The 2,095-nt window shown below is 72.5% G+C and carries 2 protein-coding genes; both read left to right on the forward strand.

Annotated elements, in window-relative coordinates:
* The coding region (locus Q0112_RS09395; protein ID WP_297974375.1) for a DEAD/DEAH box helicase at nt 1–1,143 on the forward strand (1,143 nt) is incomplete at its 5' end.
* Between the two features lie 53 nt (nt 1,144–1,196).
* Nucleotides 1,197–2,095: peptidase T (gene pepT / locus Q0112_RS09400; RefSeq protein WP_297974378.1), on the forward strand; the 899-nt coding region annotated here is incomplete at its 3' end.

Genomic DNA, 2,095 nt, shown 5'->3' on the forward strand with positions numbered 1-2,095 from the left:
GACGAGGCCGACCGCATGCTCGACATGGGCTTCATCCCCGACATCGAGCGCATCTTCAAGCTCGTCCCCTTCACCCGGCAGACCCTCTTCTTCTCCGCGACCATGGCGCCCGAGATCACCCGCATCACCGACGCCTTCCTGCACAACCCGGTGCGCGTCGAGGTCGCCCGCCAGGCGACGACCTCCGAGACGATCGACCAGTTCGTCGTCCACCACGCGCCGCGCCGCAAGGACACCGCCGAGGCCGAGAAGCGCGAGGTGCTCCGCCGCCTGATCCGCGCCGAGGGCGAGAGCCTGACCAACGGCATCATCTTCTGCAACCGCAAGCGCGACGTCGACATCGTGGCAAAATCGCTCAAGCGCCACGGCTTCGACGCCGAGGCGATGCACGGCGACCTCGACCAGAAGCTCCGCATGGCGATCCTGCAGCGCTTCCGCGACGGCGAGCTCAAGCTGCTGATCGCCTCCGACGTGGCCGCCCGCGGGCTCGACATCCCGAACGTCAGCCACATCTTCAACTTCGACGTGCCGATCCACTCCGAGGACTATGTCCACCGCATCGGCCGCACCGGCCGCGCCGGACGCTCCGGCAAGTCCCTCACCCTCTGCCTCCCCTTCGAGGACAAGTATCTCGCGAAGATCGAGGAGCTGGTGAAGAAGCAGATCCCGGTGATGGAGAGCCCGCTCGGCGCCGACGACAGCTTCTCCCCCAGCGCGCGCAAGTCCACCCGCGGCCGTCCCGAGCGCCCCGAGCGCGAAGAGCGCGGCCGCGGCCGCCGCTCGCGCAGCGAGGGCCGCGCGGAGAGCCGTGCCGAGCCGCGCAGCGAACCGCGTCCCGAGCCCCGCCCCGAGCGGGCCCCGGCGGAGGAGCCCGCCGCCGCCGCGCCGCGCCAGCCGCGCGCCGGCCGCAGCGCGCCGGTCGCCGGCATGGGCGACCACGTCCCGGCCTTCCTGCTGCGCGACTTCCGCATCGGCACCGCCGAGGCCGAAGAGGATACGACCGAGGAAGTGCCCGAGGAGGCCGCCGCTCCGACCGAGGAGGCCGCCGCTCCGACCGAGGCGGCAGAGCCCGCTCCCGAAGCCGCTCCCGCGCCGCGCCGGCGCAGCCGGACCCGCGCCCGCGCCGAGGCCGACGCGGCTTGACATGAGCCCGCCCGCCGGGACCATCTGCCCCTCGCAAGGTTGAGGAGGGGCGGATGGCGACGGACGGCTTCGCGCGCGAGACCGAGGAGCGGCTCATCCGCTACGCGGCCATCGACACCCAGAGCGACGAGACCTCGTCGAGTTCGCCCTCGACCGAACGGCAGTTCGATCTCCTCCGGCTACTCCGCGACGAGCTCGCCGGGATGGGTGCCGAGGCCCCCCGCCTCACCCCCTACGGCACCGTCCTCGCCACCATTCCGGGCAGCGCGCCCGCCCCCACCATCGCCTTCCTCGCCCACGTCGACACCGCGCCGCAGTTCAACGCGACCGGCGTCCGCCCCCGGGTGATCCGCGCATACGACGGCGGCACCATCACCTTCCCCGACGACCCGGCGCTCACCCTCTCCCCCGAGACCTCCCCCTACCTCGCCGAGCGCCGGGGCGACGACATCGTCACCGCCAGCGGCACCACGCTCCTCGGCGCCGACGACAAGGCCGGCGTCGCCATCATCATGACGCTTGCCCGCCACCTCCTCGCCCACCCGGAGATCGCGCACGGGCCGATCCGCATCGCCTTCACCCCGGACGAGGAGATCGGCCGCGGCGTCCACGCCGACCTCCCGCGCGACCTCGCCGCCGACATCGCCTACACCCTCGACGGCGCCGAGCGCGGCGAGATCGTCTACGAGAGCTTCTCGGCCGACAAGGCCGTCATCCACATCGAGGGCGTCTCGGTCCACCCCGGCGTCGCCAGGGGCAAGCTCGTCAACGCGCTGCATCTCGCCGCGAAGATCGTCGACACCCTCCCGCAGGCCACGCTCACCCCGGAGACCACCTCCGGCCGCCAGGGCTTCTGGCACATCTACCAGATGTCCGGCACCTCCGCCGCGGCCGACCTCTCGATCATCCTGCGCGACTTCGAGCTCGACGGCCTCGCCGCCCACGGCGCGCT

The sequence above is a fragment of the uncultured Amaricoccus sp. genome (genome assembly GCF_937858865.1).
GTDB lineage: Bacteria > Pseudomonadota > Alphaproteobacteria > Rhodobacterales > Rhodobacteraceae > Amaricoccus.